Origin of the sequence: Brevibacterium sp. Mu109, assembly GCF_900169375.1 — a bacterium.
Classification (GTDB): Bacteria; Actinomycetota; Actinomycetes; order Actinomycetales; family Brevibacteriaceae; genus Brevibacterium; species Brevibacterium yomogidense_A.
In genome coordinates this window covers 1-25,018 of record NZ_FXZF01000024.1, presented here as the reverse complement: position 1 = coordinate 25,018, position 25,018 = coordinate 1, and the positions used below count along the sequence as shown (strand labels likewise).

17 protein-coding genes and 1 pseudogene are annotated in these 25,018 nt (G+C 67.3%); 15 read left to right on the top strand and 3 right to left on the bottom strand.

Going from position 1 to position 25,018, the window contains the following annotated elements; translation table 11 throughout:
* The first annotated feature begins 83 nt into the window (after positions 1-83).
* The 4 genes from BSP109_RS13370 (at position 84) to BSP109_RS13355 (ending at position 6,449) form a co-directional block, all read left to right on the top strand.
* Positions 84-749, top strand: a complete 666-nt coding sequence (locus BSP109_RS13370) for a response regulator transcription factor (RefSeq protein ID WP_101601263.1) — start codon at positions 84-86, stop codon at positions 747-749.
* Entirely contained in the window at positions 746-1,978 is a 1,233-nt protein-coding gene (locus BSP109_RS13365) for a HAMP domain-containing sensor histidine kinase (protein ID WP_101601261.1), read from the top strand. Before BSP109_RS13370 ends, BSP109_RS13365 begins: the two co-directional genes overlap by 4 nt.
* A gap of 82 nt (positions 1,979-2,060) precedes the next feature.
* The gene (gene mobF, locus BSP109_RS13360; RefSeq protein WP_101601259.1) at positions 2,061-5,531 is read left to right on the top strand and encodes a MobF family relaxase; all 3,471 of its coding nucleotides are present in this window, start codon (positions 2,061-2,063) and stop codon (positions 5,529-5,531) included.
* 57 nt (positions 5,532-5,588) lie between these two features.
* Entirely contained in the window at positions 5,589-6,449 is an 861-nt protein-coding gene (locus BSP109_RS13355) for an alpha/beta fold hydrolase (RefSeq protein WP_101601258.1), read from the top strand.
* 6 nt (positions 6,450-6,455) lie between these two features.
* On the opposite strand, the gene BSP109_RS13350 is transcribed toward BSP109_RS13355, so the two are convergent.
* Both BSP109_RS13350 and mobF (BSP109_RS13345) read right to left on the bottom strand, forming a co-directional pair.
* Positions 6,456-7,445: a zinc-dependent alcohol dehydrogenase family protein gene (locus BSP109_RS13350; protein ID WP_101601256.1), complete on the bottom strand. Its 990-nt coding sequence runs from the start codon at positions 7,443-7,445 to the stop codon at positions 6,456-6,458.
* A 144-nt stretch (positions 7,446-7,589) separates the two neighbouring features.
* Entirely contained in the window at positions 7,590-10,130 is a 2,541-nt protein-coding gene (gene mobF / locus BSP109_RS13345; protein ID WP_101601255.1) for a MobF family relaxase, read from the bottom strand.
* 294 nt (positions 10,131-10,424) lie between these two features.
* On the opposite strand from mobF (BSP109_RS13345), the gene BSP109_RS13340 reads away from it, so the two are divergent.
* Entirely contained in the window at positions 10,425-11,543 is a 1,119-nt protein-coding gene (locus BSP109_RS13340; RefSeq protein ID WP_101601253.1) for a DNA cytosine methyltransferase, read from the top strand.
* A gap of 27 nt (positions 11,544-11,570) precedes the next feature.
* Here BSP109_RS13340 and BSP109_RS13335 read toward each other — a convergent pair whose 3' ends face one another.
* The gene (locus BSP109_RS13335; RefSeq protein WP_180959740.1) at positions 11,571-13,133 is read right to left on the bottom strand and encodes an AraC family transcriptional regulator; all 1,563 of its coding nucleotides are present in this window, start codon (positions 13,131-13,133) and stop codon (positions 11,571-11,573) included.
* A 145-nt stretch (positions 13,134-13,278) separates the two neighbouring features.
* On the opposite strand from BSP109_RS13335, the gene BSP109_RS13330 reads away from it, so the two are divergent.
* The 10 genes and pseudogenes from BSP109_RS13330 to BSP109_RS13285 form a co-directional block, all read left to right on the top strand.
* On the top strand, positions 13,279-15,144 hold the full coding sequence (locus BSP109_RS13330; protein ID WP_101601249.1) for a siderophore-interacting protein: 1,866 nt from the start codon (positions 13,279-13,281) through the stop codon (positions 15,142-15,144).
* Positions 15,145-15,181: 37 nt separating this feature from the next.
* On the top strand, positions 15,182-16,189 hold the full coding sequence (locus tag BSP109_RS13325) for an ABC transporter substrate-binding protein (protein WP_101601248.1): 1,008 nt from the start codon (positions 15,182-15,184) through the stop codon (positions 16,187-16,189).
* Between the two features lie 157 nt (positions 16,190-16,346).
* Positions 16,347-17,306 carry an iron chelate uptake ABC transporter family permease subunit gene (locus BSP109_RS13320; RefSeq protein WP_308297917.1) on the top strand — a complete coding sequence of 320 codons (960 nt, stop codon included), beginning with the start codon at positions 16,347-16,349 and terminating at the stop codon, positions 17,304-17,306.
* Positions 17,303-18,394 (top strand): iron chelate uptake ABC transporter family permease subunit, encoded by a 1,092-nt coding sequence (locus BSP109_RS13315; protein ID WP_101601246.1) that lies wholly within the window; start codon positions 17,303-17,305, stop codon positions 18,392-18,394. Before BSP109_RS13320 ends, BSP109_RS13315 begins: the two co-directional genes overlap by 4 nt.
* A 27-nt stretch (positions 18,395-18,421) precedes the next feature.
* Positions 18,422-19,282 (top strand): ABC transporter ATP-binding protein, encoded by an 861-nt coding sequence (locus BSP109_RS13310; protein WP_101601244.1) that lies wholly within the window; start codon positions 18,422-18,424, stop codon positions 19,280-19,282.
* Entirely contained in the window at positions 19,279-21,048 is a 1,770-nt protein-coding gene (locus BSP109_RS13305; RefSeq protein ID WP_101601243.1) for an ABC transporter ATP-binding protein, read from the top strand. Before BSP109_RS13310 ends, BSP109_RS13305 begins: the two co-directional genes overlap by 4 nt.
* A 156-nt stretch (positions 21,049-21,204) precedes the next feature.
* Positions 21,205-22,785, top strand: coding sequence for an ABC transporter ATP-binding protein (locus BSP109_RS13300; RefSeq protein ID WP_219618552.1), 1,581 nt, complete (start codon positions 21,205-21,207; stop codon positions 22,783-22,785).
* A gap of 76 nt (positions 22,786-22,861) precedes the next feature.
* On the top strand, positions 22,862-23,836 hold the full coding sequence (locus BSP109_RS13295) for an AraC family transcriptional regulator (RefSeq protein ID WP_101557673.1): 975 nt from the start codon (positions 22,862-22,864) through the stop codon (positions 23,834-23,836).
* 238 nt (positions 23,837-24,074) lie between these two features.
* Positions 24,075-24,428 (top strand): annotated as a pseudogene (locus tag BSP109_RS13290) (ArdC family protein); the annotation flags it as partial.
* 121 nt (positions 24,429-24,549) lie between these two features.
* Positions 24,550-25,018, top strand: a 469-nt coding sequence (locus BSP109_RS13285; RefSeq protein ID WP_180959738.1) for a transposase, incomplete at its 3' end; no start/stop codon positions are given.

Sequence of the window (25,018 nt, the reverse complement as noted above, 5' to 3'; positions counted from 1 at the left end):
CCTAACCTCCTGATGGCGATCATGGAGAATGTCAGCCCATGATGGTGAGACCGAGAACTCAGAAAATGGAGGTGAGAAAACGCATGCACGTTCTGATCGTGGAAGACGAGATCGACTTGGCCGAATCCCTTGCCGAGGGGCTTCGGCATGAGGGGTACCTCGTTGACGTCGCGCACGACGGGGCCGCAGCCTTGGTCAAAGCCGGGCAGGTCGACGTGGACATCATGATCCTCGACCGCGACCTTCCCGTCCTCCATGGCGACGTCGTCTGCCGCACGCTCCGCGACCAGCAGCACCCGATGCGCATCCTCATGCTCACCGCCGCAGGCACTCTCGACGACCGCGTCACTGGCCTCGACCTCGGCGCGGATGACTACCTCGCCAAACCCTTCGCCTACGTCGAGCTCCTTGCCCGGCTGCGCGCCCTCGCCCGCCGTGCCACCGAAGGAAACCAGATCGTCCTCACCTCCGGGAGCGTCCGCCTCGATACCCTCCGCCGCGTCGCGGAACGAGACGGAAAACCCCTCGCCCTGACCCCCAAAGAGTTCGGTGTCCTCGAAGCACTCCTCTATGCCGACGGCGGGTACGTCAGCGCCGATGACCTCCTCGCTGATGTGTGGGAAAGCGGAGCAGACCGCACCCGATCCGTGGTGAAGCTCACGATCCACACCCTGCGCCGCAAACTTGGGGACCCTGACGTGATCCATACCAGTCCCGGCCTCGGCTACCGGATCGGAGCAGAGCGATGAACGCCACCACGAGCAAACGCCGGTGGGGTTTCCGCACGCGCTTGACGGCCCTCATCGCGGTGGTCTTCGTCGCCGGTGGCGTCGCTCTCCTCGGCGTCCAGTACTTCCTCGTCCAAGGGCTCTTCGACACCGCCATCGACGGCCTCGTTGGATGCTCGGATGAGAACGGTGTCACCGTCACGACCAGCGATGACGCACCCGCCGGTGGCGACTGCGCCCACATTCCGGTAGCCACCGAAGCACCGAGCGAGCACGAAGTCACCGTCGGTACCGACGGCGCCGCCATCACCATCGAACAGACCACGATGCTCTCCCAAGAGGTTCTCTCAGGGCTGCTGTTGTGGTCGATCGTCACCTTGCTGGTCTTCACCCTGGTCGCTGTTGTGGCCGCGTCATGGTTGTCCAAGCGCTCGTTCGCGAGGATCGGACAGATCACTGACACCACCAAGCGCATCACCCGTAATGACCTCCACCAGCGTCTGGACCTGCCGGGACCCGCGGATGAGATCAAGGAGCTCGGCGACACGATCGACACCATGCTCGACGGCCTTGAAGCATCCTTCACCCAGCAAGAGCGCTTTGTCACCAACGCTTCCCATGAGCTGCGCACGCCGCTGACCACGACCCGCGCCGCGCTGGAGATCCCGCTCGAGCAAGGACGCGTTCCCGAACACCTCGAACCGGCCATCCGCCGTGCCCTTGATGCCAACCAGCGCAGCGAACAACTCATCAGCGCACTCCTGCAACTCGCCCGCACCTCCACCATCACGCCCGCACACGGCCCCGAACCGGTCCAGTTTTCCGAGATCATCGAACGCAGCCTCACCGAACACGAAGCCGACATCATGGCCATGGATCTCTCCGTTACCACCGAACTCGCCACCGCATCAGCTTCCGCCGACCCAGTGCTGCTCGCGCTCGCGATCGACAACCTCATCGACAACGCCATCCGCCATAATCACCGCGGTGGGACTCTTCACCTAACGACCGGGATGATGGCCGAGCGCCCATGGGTGGAGATCAGTAACAGCGGTCCGACGATGACCGAAGAAGAAGCGGCCGCACTCATCGAGCCCTTCAACCGCGGTCAGTCCACGCGCACTGCTACAACAGGACGCAGTCTCGGCCTCGGACTCACCCTCGTACAGAACATCACCGAATCCCTCGACGGCACCCTCACTCTCACACCGCACCCCGACGGCGGACTAACCACCCGTCTCACCGTCTAGCACCTGGATTCGACCCACAGTCGAAGTCATGCACGTATGCCACCGCGGGTGGGGCGTGCGCACCTCCCTCATGAGACGACTCATGAGGGAGGCCCAGATGAAGGGCGGCGTGATCCTGTTCCGCGGCAGCGGGGCCGCCGCGCGCCGCTATGTCGAGGCCGACCGTTCCCGCGCCGACGAGTATTACCTCGGCGCAGATGACGCCGTGGCCGAGTACGCGGTGCTCGACGCCCGCGGTGAGGTCACGGCCACCTGCTCGCTGACTGCCGAGGAGTATGAGGGGTGGGTGGACTGGACCGAGCCTGTCGCGGGCGAGTCGATGGGCACCCCGCGCAAGCCCGGCGAGGGGTCGAAGGGTTCGCCGTTGTTCGCGGAGATGACGATCAACGCACCTAAGAGCCTGTCGGTCGCCGCCGCCCTCCACCCCGAGGTCTCGGAGGCTCTGGACGTGGCGCAGCAGGACGCGCTGGCTGAGATTCGTCGCTGGCTGGGTCAGCACTCGGTCACCAGGGTTGGCCCGCGTGAGGCGCGGGAGGTCGTGCGCATCGAGAGCATGCAGGTCGTCGGTATCCGGCACAAGACCTCGCGAGCGGGTGACCCACACCGGCACATTCATATGCAGATTGGCACGCGGGTGTGGGCGGCTGGGAAGTGGAGGGCGTTGGACACGGCGGCGTTGTTCAAGCAGCAGGGCGCGATCCGCGCCCTCGGCACGGCGGTCATCGCTGCGCACCCGCAGCTCGCTCAGACCCTCGCAGAGCACGGTCTGACGCTCGATCCCGTGAGCGGCGAAGTCGCGGAGTTGCGGCCGTTTAACGGGGTGATGTCGAAGCGTTCGGCGCAGATCAGGCGCAACCTTGACCGGCTCGAAGCCGGGTGGGAAGCGCAGCACCCCGGAGAGGTGCTCGGCCCGGTGATGACGGCACGGTTGCAGGGCATCGCATGGACGCATCAGCGGCCTGGGAAGAAGCCCACCGACCTCAAGAACGAGGAATGGTGGGTGCAGGAACTCCGCGACGCCGGATACGACCCCACCAAGTTGCAACAGCAGACCGCGCAGCGTCCGGTGCCGCTTGATGATCTTGCCGTGCAGGAGGTTGCATCGCGTGCGCTGGATCGCTGCGCCGCCGCATCATCGGCATGGACGACGCATACGGTGCAGGAGCATGTCACCCGCATCACCACCGAGCACGGCGTGCACGCAACTCCCGCCGAGCTGCGCGATTTCATCACGATGGCCACCGATCTTGCGGTCTCGGATTGTTTCTCCGTGCTCCCGCCAGATGCGGCGACCCCGGAGCATGTGGCGCACCTGACCAACCTGACCGTGGTCGCCGCTGAAACCGCGCTGCGCGACCGACTTGCCGCTGCGACACCTGAGCAGAAGCCCGGTCACCCGGACGTGACTGAGGCCGCACGCGCGGTGGGGCTGGATGAGGGGCAGGCGGTCGCTGCTGCTGCGGTCGCCTCGACCGATCCGTTGGTGATCGTGGAGGGCGCTGCGGGCAGCGGAAAGACGACGATGCTGCGCACCGCCATCGAAGTGGCTGCCGAGCACGGTCGGGCGTCGAGGGTGGTTGCGCCGACGCTGCGGGCAGCACAGGTCGCGCACGACGAACTCGGCGTCCCCGCAACATCGGTCGCGGCGCTCGTGTACGCACACGGGTGGCGCTGGAACCGCGACGGCGTATGGACACGCCTACACCCCGGCGACACCGACCCCGACACTGGACGCACCTACACCGGCCCACACCGAGATGCGGTGCTGCGCCAGGGTGAGCGGGTGATCGTGGACGAGGCCGGGATGCTCGACCAAGACACCGCCCACGCCCTCCTCGCCATCACCTCCGAAGCAGGCGCAACCGTCGCGCTCGTCGGTGACCGCGCCCAACTCCCCGCCGTCGGACGGGGCGGGGTGCTGGACATGGCCGCGCAGATCAGGGGCCGCACCTATGACATGACCGAACTCCACCGCTTCTCTGATGCTGAGTATGCGGCCCTCACGTTGACGATGCGTGACCGTGAGAGCCCCGGCGACGTGTTCGACCGGCTTACCGCGATGGGGCTCATCACCCTGCACACCGACGAGGAGCAGGCCCGCGACCGCATCACCGCCAACATTCAAGACGGCGAGGCGATCACGGTTGCCTCGAACGATGAAGCCGCCGCGTTGAACGAGCGCGTCCGCACGGGGCGAGTCGAGCGTGGTGAGGTCGACGACATGATCGCGGCGATCGGCAGCGACGAGCTGCCTATCGGTCGGGGTGATCTGATCCAGACGCGGAAGAACGACACAGGTTTGGGCGTGGCGAACCGGCAGCAGTGGATCGTCCAACACGTTGATCGTGATGGCACGGTTTATGCGCGGGAAGCTGCCAGCGGGCGCAGAAACCCGCGTGCCGTGGCCCTACCTGCCGAGTATGTGAGTGAGCACGCGCACCTGTCCTACGCAGCGACCGCCTACGGCGTACAAGGCGCAACTGTCAACACCTCGCACACGATGCTGTCGGAGGCTACGAGCGCGGCAGGCGTCTATGTCGGCATGACCCGAGGCCGCGAGACGAACCGGCTCCATGTCGTCGCCACGGACATGGCCGACGCCAGGGCGCAGTTCGTCGCAGCGATGGAACGCGACCCCGCAGACCGTGGCCTTGACCACGCCGCCGCACGAGCCGCCGAAGCGGTGCGCGGCATCGTCAAGAACGGCCCGATTCAGCGCGTCACAGAAGAACTCGCCCGACTCGATCAAAGAGCCAAGCGCGCCGAGCAGCAGGCCGAGCGGTGGGAACAGACCGCCAACCGGCTCGACGCCCAACGCACCAGGCACCGTGCCGAGAACGACGAGGACTCCACTGTGCTCCGTCGGGCCGAAGAAGAAGCCACTCGAGTACACGCCGAGGTCGCTGCGCCCCTCACCGCGCAAGCTGAACACGACGGAGCGGCGTACTTCGCCAGCGTCGAAGCAGAAAGGGCGGCAAACACACGCCTCGCGAAGATCGGGCGCTTCGGGAGGCGCAAGGCCCGCGACGAGCACCGCACCGCGAGCGAACAAGCAGCAACCATCCGAGCCCACGTTCGCGATGCATGGGAGGCCGAACCGCCACGAACCCCCAGCGCGCTACCCGAATGGGCTGCACAAGTCGCGGGGCGGAGAGCGGAGGATGATCCCCACGTGATCGAAGCTGCCCAAGCTGTCGAAACGGCGCGCACCGCACGGTCCACGACGAGCGAACGTCACCGCAACGAGCGCCTGGTGCTTCTGGCGAGTGAATATGGGGCAGAGAACGCCCGCGCTCACCAGTACGGGATGCGCGCCATCAACCCCGGGCGTAACGCCCGCGACGCCCGCACCCGTGCAACGCTGCTCCGCGCCGAGAGCGCGGAGCTGCGAAGCCTCCCGGCGAACGACGCCGCCAAGCTCATAGAGACCAGACGTGTGGAGCGAGAGCGTGCGCTACAACAAGCCGAACAGCGTCAACGGCAACTATCCTCGCCAGAACCGATGCCGCTCCAAGGCCCCGACTCGCAGCCTGAACGCGGGATCGGACTCTGACCTAAAGCTCGCGCACGGCGCGACACTATTCTCGAAAGTACGAACCAGAATGGAAACATGACCGAAGCCAAGGGAAGAACGAGGCAGGTGCGCTTGCGCGACGGAGTGACGGCCAGTGTTGCCGAGTTCGGTACGCCTTCTTCGACAGCTGCATCTTTGCTATTCGTGCCCGCGCTCGGCGTTCCACTTTCCTACTACAGGCCGTTGCTGACGCAATGGTGCGAACGTGGGCGACACATTGTTGCTGTCGAACAGCGCGGGGTCTCACTATCCTCGGTCGCGGAGACTCGCAGGGCAACGTTCGGTTACACGACGATCATCCGCGACGATCTGCCTGCCGTGGCCGAGGAGTTCTTCTCCACCGCTCAGCCGTTCATGGCGGTCGGTCATAGTCTGGGCGGCCAGTTGGCTCTGTTGGCCACGGCCTCCGGCGCGATAACGCCGTGCGCGGTTGTCGCAATTGCGAGCGGGACGAGTTCACCGGCAGCGATGAACACCGTGTGGGGGCGACTGAAAAGACGCGGGCAGGTGGCATTTATCCGGGCAACCTCCGCCGTGCTGGGGTATTGGCCCGGTAACCGGCTGGGGTTCGGCGGGAGGCAGCCCCGTTCTCTGATGCGAGACTGGTGCGCCGAGGGGCGGCATGGTCGGTACCTGCTGCACGGTGACGGCGAGGACTATGAAGCGGCGTTGCAAGCTCTCCCGCAACCGACGCAGATGGTCACCCTGCACGGTGATCCGATAATCACCGAGCGCGCCGCAACGCACCTCGCTCAGCGACTACCCGGCCACGTAAACCACCACACCCTGTCGATGCCGACTGGCGAGCCTTTCGATCACATCCGGTGGGCACGCTCAAAACCCGAGGCCGTCATCGATGCCGTGGAAGGCTGGCTCGAAACCATCTCCATCGCCTAGCGGCTTTCAGCCGGGATAAGTGATGAGAGTCTTCCCCACAGCGCGCCCGTGCTCTTCTCGCAGAAACTCCGGTAACTCGCGCAGCGACACACGACGCGCCACGGGCGTGCGAAGTCGCCCCGCTCTCAGATGAGTAAACACTGGGTCGAAGAGTTCAGCAAGTCGTTCCCGAGGGTGCGCGTGGATAATGTCGCGGAGCCGGAACATCTCGACCCGCTTCCCTTCACCTTGGGTGAAGCACACAGGCGGGAGCGGCTCGCCCGAGAGGAGCCCGTAATGCACGAGCACGCCGCCGGGAACAAGCGCATCCATCAGCGCTGCTCCCTGCGAGCCACCCACGCAATCGAAGACCACATCGAAACCCGATCGGCCTGAGGCTCCGTGCAGGAGCTGCTCCCAACCAGATTCGCTCGTGTCGATTACCGAACTACACTGCTCCGGTCTTTCAGACAGACTCCCTGGCGTTCCACGAATCACGCCCACCGGATAGATGCCATGCAGGTTGAGTAGTTCGGCCAGATGGGTTGCGATCGTTGTGGTCGCCGCGGTCACCGCGACACTGCGCACCGTGTCAGAGGAGTGTCGATCAACCATGAGGTGCGCAGTAAGCGGGTTGATATAGGCGAAGCAGGCCACTGTGTCGTCAAGGTCGTCCGGCACAGGGATACACCACGTGTAGTCGGTGCGCTTGATCTGCTGCCAGTTCCCGGCCGATCCGATCGGCAGCACCCGACGACCGATCATGCCGCCCGGCACGCCAGGCCCGGCCTGTTCGATCACACCGATGCCTTCGAACCCAGGGACGAAAGGAAACTCTGTCCGCGAACCATACGCACCCGACACCGTGACCGCATCAGAGGGGTTTATCGTGCTCGCGAGCATCCGCACCGCAACCTCGGAATCGGCGAGAGATACAGGAATCTGGGCGGACCGGATCGAGAGAACATCGTTGAGCTTCCCCGGCCGCTCAGCAACCACAGACATGACCTGCACCATGCACCTCCCTCCCACCGATCCTACGAAGCATGTACCGCTCAGACGGAAGAAGGCTAGACGAGCCGCACCCTTCTAAGGCCGCTTGATAGACTGAAATGGCGCGCACGCGCACGATTACAGGTGAGTGTGTTTAGGGCACCTCGGCTAGCCCAGGTCCAGGTGCTCGGCCACATAGTCGGCCGGGAGCACGACGGAGCCGCCCCAGCGCCTTGCCGCCCGGCGGACGGTGAGGGAGCCGTCGTCCCGAACTTCGGCGACTGTCCACCTGTCGCCGTTGCGAACCCAGCCGCGCCCGGCCCGCAGCCGCCGATCGTTGCGCCGAGTGATGACCGAATCCCCGGCAGCGGCACGGGCGCCATCGCGCAGCTCGACCTCGCGCAGCGCATCCACCGTGCCGTCGAGGATCAGATCGGTACGCGCCCGGAGGTTCAAGGCCATCACGGATTCGTTCGAGTCGGTGACCAGCACGCTAGCCCGCCCGGCGACCCGATCCGCACGCCAGGCAGCGTATGCGGCATCGACCATCGCTTCCGTGTCTCCGCCGACGATGCGGTCGTGCTCCGCGTAGGTGTCGATGACCTCGGTTCGCCCGTGCCGCAGGCCGAGCGAGGCGACCTTCTCCCACACGTTGGCGAAGCGATGGATGTCCACCAGTTCTGGCGCGTCGTCCCGGTCGTGGACGAGCAGCGAGAACGCACCGCTCGCGGTCGGAGATTGGAGCTGGGCGTAGTCGCCCACGAGCAGCACCTTCGCCCCCGCCTCGACGGCGAGAGCGGTGATGCGGTCGAGCGAGAGCGTGCCGGCCAGGGACGCCTCATCCACGATGACGAGCTGCCCGGCCTGGAACGTCTCGCCAGTGCGCTCGTGAACCTCCCACCATTTCGCGGTGTTCTCGGTCTGGATGTTCAGGTCATCGGCGAGGATCTGGGCTGCGACGGCGGACGGAGCGAGGCCGACGACGGAGCCCGGGCCGTGCTCGCGCTCCCACGCCCGCCGCAACGCCGACATGGCGGTGGTCTTGCCTGCCCCAGCCGGGCCAACGAGGACATCGACGACGCGGCCCGAGATCGCAACCTTCACCAACGCCGCGGCCTGGTCGTCGCCAAGCCTGTGCCCCTTCCGATCCGGCCTCGCGGCGGTCCGCTCCACGACCGCAAGCGGCACGGTCGGCCCGGTCGTGGAGCGAGCGCGCTCGAGGAGGCGATCTTCGGCTGCCAACAGCAACTCGGAGGAGAACACCGTCGAGTGCTTCGGCCGGAACACGCTGGTTCCATCCGGCCGCTGGAACACGGCCGGGCTCGACGCGAGCTCAGGCGGCGTCAACCGCAGCGACACAGCCTCGGCCGCGTCCACGACCAGCCCGACGACTGCCTCTCGATCCTCGGTCGAGGCGAACCTGTAGCCCATCGTCTGCCGGGCCGCCTCAGCGGTGAGGTTCCACCGCCGCCAGGTGGACCGCTTCTCACCGACCGTCTCGACCACGCTGCCTCCGAGCGACGCGATCACATCCAGCGGCACATCGTCGGCGCGCAGCAGCAGCGGCTCCTCGTTCGCCGCAACCGCACGCGCCCAGGAGGTCGCATCCGTACCGAGCACGCGGCCGGCGCGCTGCCGCCAGGAGGCGGTGAGGTCCGCGAGGGAGTGAACCTCCTTCTCGGGCCTGGTCGAGCGCGTCGCCTGGGCGCGGAGCTTCATGATCGTCGCCGGCGACGGCCGCCGCCCGTGCGCCTCGACGTAGCGGTCGATGAGGCGATCCGTCTCGGCGTCGATGTGCCGCGAACGGGTGGAGAACTCAGCCACCAGCGCATCCGACACCCCGGCGATCGCCCACGCCGGGTTCCGATCCCGGCCCATGTCGCGGGCCTCCCACTCAACGCCGAACATCCGGGTCAGGTGATCTGCGAACACCGCCTCGTGCAGCTCGGAGAGTGCGACCGTCGCCGCGTGCATCGGCCTTCCGTCGAGCGATCGCCACTTACCGTCCAGGACGGTCTGCACCTTGTTCGAGATGACGACGTGCGTGTGCAAGTGCGGGTCGCCCGACCGCGAGTCGTAGTGGTCATAGGCGGTAGCGATCAGCCCATGAACATCCACCTGCGCAACCGCGCCGTTGCGTGCGGTTGCGCCCGCGCGCGTGGCTGCAACCTCCCGTTCCATGAACGCAACCACCTCTGCAACCGCCGCGTGATGGGCCTGCGCGACCAGGGCCTGCGTGCCCGCGTCGGCGACCGCCCACAACACGCTCGCGGACTTCGGGATCGAGAACGTGAAGTCATAGCCCGCAACCGCCCGCCGCATACCACGATCGGCCTCCTCAGCCTCGATCGCGGCCACGGCCTCCGCGCGCGAGACCGGCCCCAACTCAGGGCGAAGAGCTTCCACCCGCTCAGCGATCCGCTCCGCGACCGGGCGGTACGCGGGGTACGCGCGACCCAACGGTGCGCCCATGATCGGGTCGCGGCCCATGCCTACGAGGAGCTGGAGCTGGGCTTCCGACACCTGATCGCCCCCCGTGATCTTGCCGCCGCCAAGGGCGCCGACGCCCGCGCCGAGCCACCGGCCCGGAGGCGTGCCCTCGGCGTTGTAATACCTCGTCAACGGGGTTGAGAGAGACCGGTCACCATCACCGGCCGCGACGGTGCGCAGCAGGTACTTGTAGCCGTCGCCCGCGCTCATCACACGCATCGAAACCGTCACCGCCGAGCCTCCCTCCGCGCAACGCGGAGGTGCGCGACTGACCGCCCGCAGGGGCGGGCGACCTCGATCTGCAAGAGGCGTGGTAGCTCAGGAGCGGAGGCCGGCCGACGCGGAGACGGGGTCCTGAGCGGCCGTTCGCGCGGGGCGAGCAGAGGGCGCAGCGGCGAGGCCTTGACGGTGACGGGATGACCTCCGTGTCGAGGGCGTGCACCTGGCAGGTGACCAGCCCGGTCAGCAGTCGCAGGGACGACGGCCGGGGATCACCGATCTGCCGGAGTCATCATGCGCAAGCCCAACGACGCGAACAAAGATCGCCGCCTGCGGGTCGGTTCGCTGTTCTCCGGCTACGGCGGGCTCGACCTCGCCGTCGAGGAAGTCTTCGACGCCGACACCGTGTGGTTCTCCGAAATCAACGAACCCGTCGCGCGCGTCTTCGCCCACCACTGGCCCGATGCCCCGAACCTGGGCGACATCACCGCGATCGACTGGAGCACTGCTCCGTCGGTGGACATCCTGTGCGGTGGGTTCCCCTGTCAGGACGTGTCCACGGTCGGCAAGCGTGCCGGTCTCGCCCCCGGCACACGCTCCGGCTTGTGGGCGCACATGGCAAACGCGATCGACGCGCTGCAACCCGAGTGGGTCGTGATCGAGAACGTCCGCGGGCTGCTCTCCTCGCCCGCGATCCGCCCGCGCCCGGAAGGAACCGACAATGAGCCACGCAACGCCGCAACCCCAATCGGACCCGCAACCCCCAGCGGCGCAACCCTTGGCGATCTGGAAACCGACCCGTGGAGTTTGGGAGAGTCCGCAACTCGACCTCTTCGGGCAGCGGGTGCCGTGGTGGGAGACCTGGCCGACCTCGGGATGGATGCGGCATGGGTTGGTCTACCCGCTTCCGCGGTCGGCGCACCCCACCCCAGATTCCGGGTCTTCATCCTCGCCCATCGTCCTGTTCCGCACCCCGTTGGCATCCGACGCGGCCAGGGGTGGGGAGAGCTTGCAACAGGTGAAAGCCCGTCGCGGGACGATCGCGCTCAGCCACCAGATCATCGACCTCGCTCTCCACGGTCCGGCCGGCTATCCGAGGCCGGAGGAGCCGGAGAGTCTGTGGACGCTGATCGGGCAGCTCTTCGACGCTGGGGACGCTACGCCGGAGCCATCCGACGCTGGGAACACCTCACCGGACGAGCCGCCCCAGCCCCCGCCCTCGTGAACGACACCAGCGGGCCGCGCCCAGCACCGGCGTTCGTGGAATGGCTGATGGGCCTCGAACCCGGCTGGGTCACCGACCCCCGCCACGACCTCACCTTCTCCCAGCAGCTCACCGCCCTCGGCAACGGCGTCGTCCCGAAGCAAGCCGCCCATGCCCTGAGCATCCTGATGAGCGAGGGATGGACGTAACGGCAGAGCGCAAACGTGGGATTCGGGTCAGTTCCCGCTCGTGGAACTTACGGCCACCTCGGAAGACTCCGCCTGTCCGGTCATCTGCCGCTGGTATTCGCGGGGTGGGATGCCGTGGGCGGAGGTGAAGACCTTGGTGAACGCGGCGGGGCTCGCGTAGCCGAGCTTGCGGGCGATGTCGCCGGGTCGTTCGCCGTGGTGGAGCAGTTCTCGGGCGAGGTTCATTCGCAGCTGCGCCCGCCAGTGCGGGAAGCTCGTCCCGGTCTGGCTGGTGAGTTCTTTCCCGAGCGCTGTCGGTGTCATGCCGAGTGCCTTGGCCCAGTCGGCGAGGGACCGGGAGTCGGCAGGATCGCGGCGCAACGCAGTCGCCAACGCGCCCGCGGCGCCGGTCAGCGTCGTCTCGGCGATCTCGTTTCGGAAGAACTGCTCGTGGAACAGCTCGTCTGTGAGTCGCAGCGGGTGGTCAGAGTTCAGCAGGCCGTACTCGGCGAAGGTGGTGTGCAGCAGGTAGCTCTCCGTTTCGGGTGGGAAGGAGAACACGCGCAGGTCGTCGACGCCGATGCGGACCCTGCCGTAGCGGTTGCCGAGCGGTCGCAGAATGGAGCCGGCGGCGAGCCCCACGCGGTGCGACACCCCGGCGGGCACCCAGATCACTTCACCGCGTCGCAGCTTCTGGTCGCGGGTGGCGATGCGGATGATCGCCTCGCCCCGGTAGACCCACAGCAGCACATGGCAGTCGTTGACCCGCATCGGCCCGCTGTAGGCGGGGATCGGCGGCGGGTGGGCCTGCTCGTCTGCGACCAGGGCGGCCACGTTCCGGGCGAGCTCATCGGCCGGTGCCGCCTTCACTCGGGCGCGGCGTGCGTACTCGCGCGGGGTGATGCCGACGTGCCGCTGGAACGCGCGGGTGAACCCGGCCGCAGTGGCGTAGCCGACGTGCCGCTGGGCCCACGCGACCCCGCGCCCCTCTGCCAGATGCGCCGCGGCGGAAGTCACCCGCGCGCGGGTGCGCCATTCGGAGAGCACCACCCCGGTCTCGTTCGCGAACTGCCGCCGCAAGGTCTTCGCGCTCACGCTCTCACGGTCGGCGAACTCGTCCGCACTCAGCGGCGACCCCGGCGTGCGCAGCACCGCCTGCGCCACGGCGCGCGCCTCACGGGAGCGTGGCATCGGCAACCGGGGAGTGCGAACCTGTGGGTCAGCGTGTCGGGACAGACCTGAGGCGAGCTCCAGCAGCGGGCCATCGGCGGCGAGTGCACCCAGGCCACGCTTGTGGATCAGCCAGTCGGCCCAGTCGTCCGTGATGTCCACCACTCGCACCTCAGACAGCACGGCCGACTTCGGAACCGAGGACGACCAGACGGCGACGGTGACCGTGCCCGGTTCCAGCCGCAACGCGTGAGTGACGCCTGCCGGTATCCAGATCGCCTGTCCCGCCACCAGCCGATGTGCAGCGCCGTCGACGGTCATCTCGATCATCCCAGTGCGGACCCAGAGCAGCTCCGCATGATGATGGGCATGCGGGTCGATCCGCCCCGCGGGGATGTCGCCCTCCGTGTATCCGAACGGCGAAGCAAGTGCTGACCTCACGCACACCTCCAGCAAGTAAAAGAAGTCGTCCGCCCATGATAACAAGATCAAGTTAGGTAAGGCTAATCTGAGTAACGCGGTGCTACGCCTTCTGACGCGAGCGCCGCGCCCCCGTCATCGCCGTCGAACGGAACCTCTTTTCGCCATGCCCAAGACCTCCCGAACACTCACAGTGCACCCGATCAGCCTGCGCGAAGTCGAGGTCGCCCGAGTCACCGACATCACACCCGGGATGCGACGGGTGACGCTGATCGGCGAGCAGTTGCGGGCGTTCACCTCGGAGAACGGCTTCGCGCAGCCGGAGTTCCGCAGCGACGGTTTCGACGACGACATCCGGCTGGTGTTCCGCTACCCGGGGCAGGCGGAACCGGTGCTGCCGGTGCAGAAGGAGAAAGGGGTGGACCTGCCGAGAGACCCCCGACCGCTGTCGAAGGTCTACACGGTTCGTCGCTGGGACCGCGAAACCGGCGAGGTGGACGTGGACTTCGTCAAGCACGGCATCGGCGTCGGCACCACCTGGGCCTACCGCGCCCAACCGGGTGACCGCATCCACTTCTACGGCCCCTCAGCCTCGCGGGCGCTCCCGAACGACGCGGACTGGATGCTGGTCGCCGGGGATGACACCGCAATCCCGGCGATCGCGCGCCTCCTCGATGAGCTGTCCGACGATGCGCAGGCGCAGGTGTTCATCGAGGTCGCCGAGGATGCGCACCAGCTGGAACTGCGGGCGCTGCCGGGTGTCGAGGTGACCTGGCTGATGCGTGACGGCGTGGAGGCTGGCACGACCACCCACCTGCTGGACGCGGTACGCGCTGCCAACTGGTGGGACGGTCGCCCCTTCGCCTGGGTCGCCGGCGAGCACGCCGCCGTCCGCGACATCCGCCGCCACCTGGTCGAGGAGCGCGACGTACCGAAGGAGGACATCGAGTTCACCGGCTACTGGCGTCGTGACAACGTCATCGCCCTCCAAGACGACGACGCGGTGCCCGACCAGGAGAAGAACACGGCAGCCTTCGAGAAGCTCCACGACCTCACCGAGCTGATCCCGCCGATCGCGATCCGCACCGCCGTCGAACTCGGCATCCCCGAGGCGATCTCCCGAGGCGTGACCGGCGTGAGCGAGCTGGCCGCCAAGGCGGGTGCCGATGAGCGGGCGCTGGGCAAGCTCCTGCGCTACCTGCACGCCCTGGACGTGCTGACCGAGACCCAACCCGATCACTATGCTCTGACGCCGGTTGGCGAGGGGCTGACACTCGAGTTCATGATCGAGCACCTGCACCCCGCCGGGGTCGGCGGACGCGAGATGCTTGGCATCTTGGGCCTCACCGAGTCCATCCGCACCGGCCAGGCCTCCTACGCCACGGTCACGGGACAGAACTTCGCCGAGGTGCGGGCCGAGCAGGACTACGAAGACCGCTACCTGGAGCGACTGGCAAGGTTCCAAGCATCCCTGGCAGAACCCATCGCCAAATCCGACATCCTCACAGGCGTCGAACATCTGGTGATCCACTCCGGCGGCGCCGGGGCGCAGGCGCGGGAGTTCCTGGCTGTGCACCCCGACCTGCGGATCACGATCTGCGCACTCCCCGCCCAGGCCGACTGGCTGCGCCGCGACCTACCGGACACCATCCCCGACAAACAGCAGCGCGCGTGGGTCAGCGTGGTCGAACAATCCGTGTTCGAACCCAGCCCCGCATCGGACGCGGTGCTCATCAGCCGCGGGTTCAAGGCCCTGCCCGATGCCGACGCGGCCCATGCACTGCGCCGCGCAGCTGAGAACCTCACCCCGAGCGGCCGGGTGCTGCTGGTCGAGGAGACCTACGACCTCGATGACTTGGACGAACACGACGGCGAAGCAGACCTCATCGGCCTCACCGTCCACGGCTCCGGCCTGCGCACCGAAGCGGAACTCGACGCTGTCATCGCCCGGGCAGGGCTGGTCCGCACCACGACGCACACCGTCGGCTGGGGCACCACCGTCCACGAACTCGTGCCAGCCGACACCCAGTGACCCTTTCCCTCCCCAAAGAATAGAAAAGAGCACAGCAATGACCCTGACCAGACCACGACGACGCGGGGCAGCCCTGGCCGCCGCACTCCTGAGTACCGCGCTCTTGCTCACCGCATGCAGCGGCAACGATGCACCCGAAGGCACCATAGATAACTCGCCGGCCGCTGGCAACGACGCATTCCCTGTCACCGTCACCACTACGTATGGTGAGACCACTCTGTACGAGAAGCCAGAGCGGATCGTCGCACTCGGCATGAGCAACTTGGATATTCTCACTAGTCTCGGCGTGACTCCGGTCGCATTCGCAGACGACGGATACACCGTCAACGGTGGGAGTCCCGACTTCTCGAATGCCCCATGGGTAGACGGCAAGGTGAGTGCTGACCTCTGGGATGTCGGACTCGCGGATGGCGAGGTGAATGCCGAAGCGATCGCTGCCTATGATCCTGATCTGCTGATCGTCGGCACCAGAGACGCCGAAGACGGGAACATGTACGAGACCCTCTCAGAAATCGCGCCGGTATACGTTAGTCCCTCGGCATCCGAATGGCAGAAGGACACAACCGAGATCGGTCAGCTCACGGGAAAATCCACCGAAGCCGAAGAGCAGATCGCAGCTGTCGAGAAAGCGTACGAAGATGCGCAGAGCAGCCTGCCAGGCCTTCAGGGTAGGACGTACAACATCGGCGCCCTGGACGCTGGCGAGATCTGGATCGAGGGGCCGTGGACGTTCCTCTCCGATCTCGGACTTGTCCCCGCAGACAATCAGCCGGCGGAAGACATCCAAAACATGTCCATGGAGAATGTTGATCAGCTTCAAGCCGATGTCATGGTGCTCGTTGCATACGACGATGCCACGACCGACACATTCAAGTCGGATCCCCGCGTCGCGAGTCTCCCGTCGTCGGAAAACGGCACGCTCATCTACCTTCCAGCTAACTTCCTTGGGGCAGCGCACCGAGCCGGACCGTTGAACAGGCTGTGGGTCAAGGATCAGATGGTGAGCTACTTGGAGAAGACACCGCTCAACCAGGAAGGAAATTAAGCCCCAAGCGGTCAACTAGTCATCCGCCCACATGCTAACGACCATGACTCCTCTCTGAGTTCTGATGACCATACATACGAACCAGGCTGAGACAGCAGAGCGCACAGCCACGTCGGCTGCCTTCGGCCGCCGACGGATGGGCGGAGCTTTGATCGCCGTGACTGTGCTGGCGTTCCTATTCCTACTGAGCATTGCCGTGGGGTCGAAGGATATTCCATTCGGTGTGGTGGTGGATTCGCTGCTCCACCCGACCGGAGACGGGGATGCGTATGTCGTCTGGGACATGCGCATCCCCCGCACGGTTGTCGGGCTTTTCATCGGGGTCTCCTTGGGGGTAGCAGGAGCCTTGATTCAGGCACTCACACGCAACCCCCTGGCCGATCCTGGCATCCTCGGCGTCAACGCCGGAGCATCCTTCTTCGTCGCCCTCGGTATCGCCGTCTTCGGCGTGTCCTCGATCGAGGGGTATGTGTGGTTCGCGTTCGCCGGGGCATTGGTGGTGACCGTTGCCGTGTACATAATCGGCTCTGCGGGGCGGGGCGGCGCCGATCCGGTGCAGCTTACCCTCGCCGGGGTCGCTCTTGGCGCGGTACTCGGCGGCGTAGTGACCGCGATGGTGCTTCTCGACGAGGTGACGTTCAAGAAGATGCTCAGTTGGAACGCCGGCAGCATTGTCGGCCGCGGATGGGACGTACTGCTGCCGGTGTTGCCGTTCCTGCTCGTTGGGATCGTCCTCGCGATCTTCGCGGCGTCGTCGCTGAACTCGATCGCCCTCGGTGACGATCTGGCGAAGGCCCTCGGTGTGAATATCGTTCGCACCCGCATCCTCGTCATCCTCGCTGTCACCCTCCTTGCGGGTGGTGCGACCGCGATCGCCGGGCCGATCGGGTTCGTCGGGCTCATGGTCCCGCACATCGCCCGCTGGATCGTCGGACCGGATCAGCGCTGGATTCTCGTTTATACGATTCTCCTCGCCCCGTGCCTCGTGCTGGCGGCCGACATCGTGGGGCGGATCGTGATCCGGCCCGGCGAGTTCCCCGTCGGCATTGTCACCGCGTTCGTCGGCGCACCGGTGCTGATCGTGCTGGTGCGGCGAAAGAAGGCGAGCGGACTATGACAGGTCTCGATACACGGGCCACGCCGAGTGCCCGCCCACCGCGTGTGGATTTCGGTCATCGCACGGTCGTGGTGCGTCGTGGGCCGGTTGCGGTGCGGTGGCGGGCCCGTACCGTGATCGTCTGCGCCATCCTCGCTGTACTGGCGGTCGCGGTGACGGTGTGGGCGCTGATGCTGGGCGACTACCCGCTCACGTTGGCCCAAGTGTGGGCGGCGTTGACCGGTGACCCGGAGGCGGGGTTCGCCCGCACGGTGGTGGTGGAGTGGCGGGCACCCCGCGCGGTCGCCGCCGTCATATTCGGTGCCGCGTTAGGCACCTCGGGGGCGGTGTTCCAATCCCTGACCCGCAACCCGCTCGCCAGTCCCGACATCATCGGGTTCTCCACCGGCTCCTACACCGGCGCCCTGATCGTGATCATCCTGATCCACGGGTCGTACTTGGAGTTGGCGGGCGGGGCGATCCTCGGCGGCATTGCCACCGCAGCCTTGGTCTATGTGCTGGCATGGCGGCGTGGGGTGCAGGGTTTCCGGCTGATCATCGTCGGCATCGCCGTCAGTGCGGTGTTGGGCTCATTCAATACCTGGCTGATGCTCAAAGCCGACCTCGAAGTCGCGATGAGTGCGGCGGTGTGGGGGGCGGGGTCGCTGAACGGCACGAACTGGGAGCAGGTGCTCTACGGCGGCGCGATCATCGTCGTCCTGCTGGCCGGTATCGCTGCCCTTGCTCCTGGGTTGCAGCAGCTCCAACTGGGCGACGACGCCGCGAAAGCCACCGGCACCCGCGCCGAACCGGTCCGGCTCGGCATCATGGTCCTCGGCGTCGCCCTTGTCGCGGTCGTGACCGCCGCGGCGGGACCGATCTCGTTCATCGCGCTCGCCGCGCCGCAGATCGCCCGCCGTATCGCCCGCACCCCGGGGGTGACTGTGGCTCCGGCGGCGTTCATGGGCGCGCTCATGCTCGCTGCCGCGGACGTGATCGCCCAGCACCTGCTCCCCGTCTCCCTGCCGGTCGGGGTGGTCACCGTCGTCGTCGGCGGGGCCTACCTGGTCTGGCTCATCATCCGCGAGATCCGCCGCCGTGCTGTCTGACGCCCATCCCATTGAAGGAACAACCCCGTGACCACGACCCAAGCATCCACCTCACGCGACACCCACCGTGCTCCGTTGACTCCTGCCGGGTCTGCTCGGTTGCGTGTGGAGGCGGCGTCGATCGGCTACGACAAACGGATCATCAGCGACCAGCTGTCGGTGTCGGTCCCCGATAGGTCGTTCACGGTGATCGTCGGACCCAATGCGTGCGGCAAGTCCACGCTGTTGCGCGGGCTGTCGCGGCTGCTCAAACCATCGACCGGGAAGGTGATCCTCGACGGAGCAGACATCCAGTCCTACAAGACCAAGGAGGTGGCACGCAAGGTCGGGCTGCTGCCGCAGACCTCGATTGCCCCGGACGGCATCACGGTCGCCGACCTCGTGGCCCGCGGCCGGTACCCCTATCAAGGGTTCATTAGGCAGTGGACCGAAGACGATGAGCAGGCCGTGTTGAGGGCGATGGACGCCGCGGCGGTCACCGACCTGTCCGGCCGGCTTGTCGATGAGCTTTCGGGTGGGCAGCGGCAGCGGGTGTGGGTGGCGATGGCACTGGCCCAGCACACCGACATCCTGCTGTTGGACGAGCCGACCACGTTCCTGGACATCACGTATCAGATCGAGCTGCTGGAGCTGTTCACCGACCTCAACCGCGTCGGGCACACCCTGGTCGCCGTGCTCCACGACCTGAACCACGCGGCGCGCTTCGGGACGCATCTGATCGCGATGAAGGACGGCGCCATCGTCGCCCAGGGCACCCCCGACGAGATTGTCACGGTGGAGCTGGTGGAGGAGGTGTTCGGGCTGCGGTGCGTGGTCGTTCCCGACCCGGTGGCCGGCACTCCGCAGGTGGTGCCTCTCGGACGGGACCGGCACCAGGAGCGCCCATGATCGTGTCGCCTACCGCCGACCCGGCAGAACTGGGGCGGGGACGGTTGACCCGGTGGCTGCCGGTGTTCTGGCAGGCTCCGCCGGACCCGGCTGCCGTCGTGCCGTTCTCGGTGACGGAGAGGACGAGCCCGGTCCGGTTTCTGCTGGGCGTGATCTTCTCGGTGAAGCGGTTCACGGTGCCGGCGGCTCTGCTGGCGGTGTTGTGGCAGGTCGGCGAGGCGCTGGTGCCGGTGGTGATGGGAGTCGCGATCGACCGTGCCCTCGCTACCGGCGACGCGGCGCAGCTTGGGTGGTGGCTGGTCGTGCTCGCGGGCGTGTTCCTGATGCTGTCGCTGGCGTTTCGTTTCGCGGCTCAGCTCGCCGAGCGGGCGACCGAAGCGGTGCAGCACCGCTTGCGTGCCACGCTATCTCGTGCGGTGCTGCATGGTGACGGCGCGGGAGCGCGGGCGCCGGACGGTGGCGTGGTGTCGCTGATGACCAATGATGTGACCCGTCTGGCGGCGGTCACGCTGACCGTGTTCCCGGTCGGCGAATTCTCAGGCGTCGTCTTCATCGCCGTGTCGCTGCTGGTCATCCACTGGCCCCTGGGCGTGGTCGTGCTCGCCGGGGCCCCGGTGGTGGTCTGGGAGATGGGCCGGCTCAGTGGGCGCCTCGCCCGCGACAGCCGGGTTTATCAGACGCTGCTGGCCGAGACGGTGGGGCGGGCGACCGATCTGGTGGCCGGATACCGGGTGGTCAAGGGTATCGGCGCCGAAGCAGAGGCGTCCCGCAGGTATCGGGATGCCAGCCGGCAGACCCTTGACGGGGCGTATCGCAATGTGGGGCTGCTGGGCCGGTTCCTCACCGGCAGCGCCTCGATCAGCGGGGTGTTCGTGGCTGCTATCGCTGCTCTGGCGGGCTGGTTCGCCGTCACCGGGCAACTCAGTATCGGCGGGTTGATCGCCGCGGTCGGGCTGACCCAGGCGCTGCTGCCGCCGATGCGGATGCTCGCGATGAACGCAGTGCTCGCCTGGGCCGCGGCGGTCGCATCCAGCGGCCGCATCCTCCACGCCCTGCAAGGCACCCCCGCCTCCGCTCCGCATCAACCACCCGCCCAGACGCCTCAGACGCCCGCGGTACCGGTGGTGGAGCTGTCATTGGCCTCGGAGGATGCGGTGCGGATCGAGCCGGGCGAAATGGTCGGGCTCGTCGCAGACGATCGTGTCGCCGCCGGCATCGCCGCAGCACTGCTGGACCCGCACGCGGACGGCGACGTGCGGATCAGCATCGAAGGCACGCCCGGCAGAAGTCTTGACGCGTACCGTTCGACTGTCGTGGTGGCACCGCATCACGCGACCTTGTTCAGCGGCACGATCGCCGACAACCTCACCCTCCCCGCTGCCCCGGCCCGGTTGCGCGACGCGGCGCTGCGGGCGGCGGCGTGCGAGGACTTCATCGCCACCGCCGGCGGCATCGACGCAGAAGTCGGCGAGATGGGAAACCGGCTCTCCGGCGGACAGCGGCAACGCCTGGCACTGGCCCGTGCCCTCGCAACGGATGCACCGGCCCTGGTGCTGCACGACCCCACGACAGCGGTGGACTCGGTCACCGAGCAGACCATCGCCTCCCGGCTGCGCGAGATGCGCCACGGCCGTTCCACGATCCTCATCACCTCCTCCCCGGCCCTGCTCAGCGCCTGCGACCGCGTCGTCGACCTGCACGGCCAAGACAACGGGGAACTGGACGACGAGGGACGGGACGGCGCGGGAGGGGTGCCTCATGACTGAGACGACAGGTGCTGCGTCCGGTGGTGGGCTGCCGGTTGCCGGCGGGAGGGAGACCTGGCAGGTGGTGTGGCGGATGAGCCACGGGCACCGCCGCAAACTTGTGGCCGCCGCGGTTCTGGGGATCGTCGCCGCACGTTGGGGTATCGGGTGGCGGGGGTGCAGGACGGCACCGCCGATGCCGGCACCGTGGTCTGGGTCCTTGCCGTGATGATCGCGGCCGCGATCGCCGGAGCGGCCGGGACGGCGGTCACGGTCGTGCTGGCCGCGCGCAGCTACCATGCGATCCTCGCCGAGCTGCGCGAACGACTCGTGGAACGGGCCATGAGCCTGCCGCAGAGCGTCGTGGAAGACGCGGGCACCGGCGACCTGGTGTCCCGATCCAGCGACGATGTGGCCCAGGTCGCCGACGCCGCACCCCAGATCATCCCCGCGTTCACGACGGTCGTGTTCACGATCCTGGCCACCTTCGCCGGAATGGCCGCACTGGACCTCTGGTACGGACTGGCCCTGATCGTCGTGCTCCCCGTGTACGTGGTCACCGTGCGCTGGTACCTGCGCACCGGGCCGCGCGTCTACCGGGCCGAACGCGCCGCGATGAGCGGGCGGGCACAGCAGCTCGTCGAATCCCAACGCGGCCACGCCACCATCGTCGGCTTCGACCTGACCGAGCACCGCCACCACCGGGTGCTGGACGCCTCCTGGAAGGTCGTCGCGCACTCGCTGCGGGCCAGGACCGTGCAGAACATGTTCTTCGGCCGACTCAACATCGCCGAATACCTCGGCATGGCCGCGATCCTCCTCGCCGGATTCTGGCTCATAGACGCCGGGCAATCCACCGTCGGCGCCGCGACCGCCGCGATGCTGCTGTTCCTGCGCCTGTTCGGACCCATCGGCCAGCTCCTGATCGTGGTCGACATCCTCCAATCCGTACTCGCCTCACTCGCCCGCATGGTCGGCGTCATCACCACCCCCACCCAACCCGATACCGCGCCGGCGCGATCCGCGCCGTCGCAGGGCGCCCCGGCGACCGTGCGGATCGAAGGCGTCACACACCGGTATCAGCAGGACAGCTCGCCAGCCCTGCACGACATCACCCTCACGATCGACCGCGGCCAGCGGATCGCGATCGTCGGCGCGTCCGGCGCGGGCAAGAGCACTCTCGCCGCTGTGATCGCCGGCATCCACCATCCTCAGCAGGGAACGGTGGCCCGCCCGGAACGCACCGCTGTCATCACCCAGGAAGTGCACACCTTCGCCGGGACCCTGCGCGACAACCTCACCCTCGCCGCCCCCGACGCCGACGACGCGGACGTGCGGGCGGCACTGGCGACGACCAGGGCATCAGGCTTGCTGGAGCTGCTGCCCGAGGGCCTGGACACCATGCTGGGAACGACCGGTCATCCCCTCACCGCCGCCCAAGCCCAGCAGATCGCCCTCGCCCGGATGGTGCTCGCCGACCCGGACCTTGCGATCCTTGATGAGGCGACAGCGGAAGCCGGCTCCAGCCACGCAAACATCCTCGACCGGGCTGCGGATGCCGCCCTGGCCGGCCGCACCGGGCTCGTGATCGCCCACCGGCTCTCGCAAGCGGCTGCCTGTGATCGCATCCTCGTCATGGCTGGCGGGAAGATCATCGAGGACGGGACGCACGCCGACCTCCTCGCCAGCGGCGGGGTGTATGCGCGGCTGTGGGAGGTCTGGGCGCAGGGGCGCGAGCGGGCGGACGGGCCGCAGTGACCGGCCGTCCGCGACCCGGAACGGCGACGCCGCGTTCCGGGGGTGAGAGACCTGTCCACCCCACACCGGCGGCGGCATGGTGACGGCCGCCGGCTCGCTGGGACCATTGCGGGACCTGGCACCGTTGCTGGGGCCGCTGGCGGTGATCGAGTCGGTGCGCACCCTCCCGGTGCTGCCGGTCGCGTTCGCGCACGCGAAGATCGTCCACGTCATGGCCGGCCGTTCCCGCGTCCGCACGGCAGAGGGCGAACGGATGCTGACCGCCGGGGACGTGATGGTTCTCGGGGGCGGGGCGTGGTGTGAGGCGGTGCCGTCGCCGCAGGTGCGGACGTGGACGATCTACCTGGAGCAGGAGTTCATGGTCCGGCACATGCTGTGGGCGCTGCCTGCCGAACCGGAGCGGGTGCTGCCTGGGCTTCACCCGGATGAGTGGGACGGGCGGACGGTGTTCTTCCGGCCGGGAGAAGACTTGTTTGCGCGGTTGGAGCCGTTGTGGCGGCGTATGAGTGCCTTCCCGCACCGGGGCGGCCCGGAGAGCGTGGCCGCTGTGATGGCGTTGTTCGCGCGAGCCGTCGAGCTGACCGTCCCCGCCCTGGTCACCGACCCGAGCAGACCGATGCCGTTCGCCGCGGGTGTGATCGGTCGCCTCTCCGATGTCCCCGCAGTCCCCGAGGCCGAGCGGGCGGCCGGGTTGCTGCGCGAGGACCTGGGCCGCGCGTGGACGGTGGAGGAGTTAGCGCGGGCGGTGGCGCTATCGAAATCGCAACTCACCCGCCGCTTCGTGCAGGGGTACGGGCTCGCGCCGATGCGGTGGCTGGCCGAGGCGCGCACGACTGAGTTCTCCCGGTTGATCGAGGAGACCGTCCTGACGGTCGAGCAGGCTGCCCGCCGGGTCGGGTGGGCCGACCGGCGGGTCGCGGCGGCCTGGTTCCGGCGACGCTACGGGGTATCTCCCACCGAGTTCCGGCGGCAATCCCCATCGGCCTGCGCCGGGGAGGCACCCTGCGTGCTGTGCCGTGGTGGCCGGTGCGTGTGGCGGCCCACCGCCTGACCGGTGGCGGCGTCGATCGACGCATTCCCGGCGTGCGGCGCGTCACGTCCTCCCTGATCGCTGGCCTTGCCTGGTTTCTGGCTGATAGGCCGGTACAGATACGTCGGGTTCATCGCGGAGCCTGACGGTCGCTGCCTCTGTCCGTCGCCCGTCTCCCTCTGCTGATCCTCCCGGCGCACCTCATGGTCGCAAGGGTTGCCGGCATCTGGCAGGCGTCCTTGCCGGGAGGAGGACGAAGGTGGCGACAAGCGAGGACGCGCGAGCGGCGCGTGACGCGAAACTCGAAGAGCTGCACGCGCGCCTGACCGGTGCGGTCGAACAGCTCGTCACCGGAGACGACTGGCGGCGGGCGCTGGAGTTCGCGGCACGGTTCCGGTCTCGCAGTTTCGGGAACGGTCTGCTGATCGCCGTTCAGCACTTCGCGGCGTTCGAACAAGGCCGGGTGCCGGAACCCGAACCGACCTATGTCGCCGGCTACAAGCAATGGCAGTCCCTGGGCAGGCAGGTCGTCAAGGGGCAGCCGGGGTACATGATCTTCGCTCCGGTCACCGGCCGGTTCGCATCGAGCACACCACAGGACGTCGCATCCTGGTAGAGCCCCATAGAGTGGTGTAACGCACAGAGGCCCGGACACACCCACCCGGATGTAGACGCGGCCACCGTGTGATCCTTCGAGTCAACCTTCCAAGAATCCTCGAATAGGAGTCATCACGATGACCGCTCCTCACATTATCGACCCTGCAGGCCTCCTCGGTGAAGCCCTATCCGAAGCATCTCCAGACATGATGCGAACCCTGCTGCAGACCATGCTCAATACCCTTCTGTCCGCCGACGCGGATGCCGTCGTCGGTGCCGAGTGGGGCAAGCCCTCGCTCGACCGGTCGACACGCCGTAACGGCTACCGTCACCGTGACCTCGACACCCGGGTCGGAACACTCGACGTGGCCGTTCCGAAGCTACGACAAGGCACGTACTTCCCGGAGTGGCTGCTCGAGCGCCGCAAGCGTGCCGAGTCGGCACTGATCACGGTCGTGGCGGACTGCTACCTCGCCGGAGTCTCCACGCGGCGGATGGACAAGCTCGTCAAGACTCTGGGGATCAACGCGTTGTCGAAGTCCCAGGTCTCGCGGATGGCTGCGGATCTCGATGAGCAGGTCGAGGCGTTCCGCCACCGGCCCTTGG

Coding starts and splice junctions, on each gene's coding strand:
- BSP109_RS13370 (WP_101601263.1), top strand. CDS start 84: ATGCACGTTCTGATCGTGGAAGACGAGATCGACTTGGCCGAATCCCTT.
- BSP109_RS13365 (WP_101601261.1), top strand. CDS start 746: ATGAACGCCACCACGAGCAAACGCCGGTGGGGTTTCCGCACGCGCTTG.
- mobF (WP_101601259.1), top strand. CDS start 2,061: ATGAGGGAGGCCCAGATGAAGGGCGGCGTGATCCTGTTCCGCGGCAGC.
- BSP109_RS13355 (WP_101601258.1), top strand. CDS start 5,589: ATGACCGAAGCCAAGGGAAGAACGAGGCAGGTGCGCTTGCGCGACGGA.
- BSP109_RS13350 (WP_101601256.1), bottom strand. CDS start 7,445: ATGGTGCAGGTCATGTCTGTGGTTGCTGAGCGGCCGGGGAAGCTCAAC.
- mobF (WP_101601255.1), bottom strand. CDS start 10,130: ATGCGTGTGATGAGCGCGGGCGACGGCTACAAGTACCTGCTGCGCACC.
- BSP109_RS13340 (WP_101601253.1), top strand. CDS start 10,425: ATGCGCAAGCCCAACGACGCGAACAAAGATCGCCGCCTGCGGGTCGGT.
- BSP109_RS13330 (WP_101601249.1), top strand. CDS start 13,279: ATGCCCAAGACCTCCCGAACACTCACAGTGCACCCGATCAGCCTGCGC.
- BSP109_RS13325 (WP_101601248.1), top strand. CDS start 15,182: ATGACCCTGACCAGACCACGACGACGCGGGGCAGCCCTGGCCGCCGCA.
- BSP109_RS13315 (WP_101601246.1), top strand. CDS start 17,303: ATGACAGGTCTCGATACACGGGCCACGCCGAGTGCCCGCCCACCGCGT.
- BSP109_RS13305 (WP_101601243.1), top strand. CDS start 19,279: ATGATCGTGTCGCCTACCGCCGACCCGGCAGAACTGGGGCGGGGACGG.
- BSP109_RS13295 (WP_101557673.1), top strand. CDS start 22,862: ATGGTGACGGCCGCCGGCTCGCTGGGACCATTGCGGGACCTGGCACCG.